Genomic DNA, 1,658 nt, shown 5'->3' with positions numbered 1-1,658 from the left:
GGTCGCCGCGCAGCCGATCGCGGCCTACGAGGTCCCGGGCGCCGCCGACGCCGGGTGGCTCCGCGTCCGGCCGACGACGAGACACGGGGCGCCCGCCCGCGGCGCCGTCGTCAGGCTGGAGACGACCGCCGGGATCCAGCGCCGCACCGTCGACGCGGGCGGCGGCTGCCTCTGTCAGACCGAGCCGGTCGCGCACTTCGGGCTCGGCGGCGCGACGCCGCGCCGGGTCGTCGTCCGGTGGCCGGACGGCCGCGAGCGGATTCTGCCGGACCCCGCGTCCGACGCGGAGATCGCGGTCGAACACCCGTCGAAGCGGCGATCTCCCCCGGGCGGAGGGCGCCGGCCCCGCGGCGACCGACCCCTCGGGCGGTAGCGGCCGGTACCGGACGCGAGGGGGCGACGGGGGTGATTCCTCTCCGGACCGGTCGGCGTCGACGGACGGTCTCCGGATCGCCCGGCCAGAACTGCCGCCCTTCGCGGGTTCAAGTGTCCGGGGACGCACGGACGGGTATGGTAGATCCGACTTCCGACCTCGAGGAGGACGTCGACGAGGAGTCCGCCCCGCGCTGTGCGACCTGCGGCGGCCCGGCGCTGGGCGTCGGCCGTCGAACCGTCACCTGGGTCGACGGCACCGACGTCGAACACCGACGCTTCTGTTCGCAGGTCTGTCGCGACGACTGGGAGGACGAGCGTTCCTGAGGGGACGGCTGACCAACGGCCGGGACGCGGGATCGGCGGGCTCCATCTCGCGGGAGGCTTTTTCAGTGCGGGGGTGGTATCTCCAAGTATGATTTCGCTCGACGAGGCCGTGACGGCCCGACTGGAGTCGCACGGCGAACGGTTCGAGGTGCTGATCGACCCGGACGCGGCGCTCGCGATGAAGCGCGGTGAGTTCGACGGCGACTTGGAGGACGTGATCGCCGCCGAGGACGTGTTCGAGAACGCCTCGCGGGGCGATCGCCCGGCCGAGGAGGACCTCGAGACCGTCTTCGGCACGACGGACGCGCTGGAGATCATCCCCGAGGTCGTCGAGCGCGGGGAGATCCAGATCACCGCCGAGCAGCGCGAGGAGATGATGGAGCGGAAGCACAACCAGCTGGTCACCACCATCACCCGGAACGCGGTGAACCCGCAGATGGACGACTCCCCGCACCCGCCGGAGCGGATCGAGCGCGCCCTAGAGGAGGCGGGGTTCCAGATCGACCCGATGGAGCCGGTCGAAAACCAGATCGACGACGCGCTCGAGGCGCTCCGGCCCGTCATCCCGATCCGGTTCGAGGAGGTGACGATGGCGGTCCAGCTCCCCGCGGACTACGCCGGCTCCGGCCAGGCGCAGATCCGCGAGTTCGGCGACTTGGAGCGCGAGGAGTGGCAGAACGACGGTTCGTGGGTCGGCGTGCTCACGTTCCCGGCCGGCCTGCAGAACGACCTGTACGACCTCGTCAACGAGGTCACGTCCGGCGAGGGAGACGCCCGCGTAATTAAGGACAAAGACGAGCTCCGGACGCGGTAGGTCGTCGACGGCGCCGCTTCTCTCCCGAACGACCGCCATACGTGCCGCGGCCGAGAGCTTCATACTCCGCCGCGGGCCTCCTTTTCTCCATGCACGAGCGCGCGGCGGAGTTCGCGGCACGGGCGCGGGACCGCTACGGCGTCGA

The 1,658-nt window shown here is 71.5% G+C and carries 3 protein-coding genes; all 3 read left to right on the top strand.

Translation table 11 applies throughout. From position 1 onward, the window contains the following. The coding region (locus tag DJ74_RS00510) for an ASPIC/UnbV domain-containing protein (RefSeq protein ID WP_176451282.1) at positions 1 to 373 on the top strand (373 nt) is incomplete at its 5' end. Between the two features lie 137 nt (positions 374 to 510). Next, positions 511 to 699 (top strand): hypothetical protein, encoded by a 189-nt coding sequence (locus DJ74_RS00505; protein ID WP_094523370.1) that lies wholly within the window; start codon positions 511 to 513, stop codon positions 697 to 699. An 88-nt stretch (positions 700 to 787) separates the two neighbouring features. After that, the gene (locus DJ74_RS00500; RefSeq protein ID WP_094525969.1) at positions 788 to 1,513 is read left to right on the top strand and encodes a ribosome assembly factor SBDS; all 726 of its coding nucleotides are present in this window, start codon (positions 788 to 790) and stop codon (positions 1,511 to 1,513) included. The last annotated feature ends 145 nt before the right edge of the window (positions 1,514 to 1,658 follow it).

The organism is Halorubrum sp. Ea8 (assembly GCF_002252925.1).
Classification (GTDB): Archaea; Halobacteriota; Halobacteria; order Halobacteriales; family Haloferacaceae; genus Halorubrum.
Note: the sequence above shows the minus strand (reverse complement) of the source record. Positions and strands in the feature narration are given on the sequence as shown.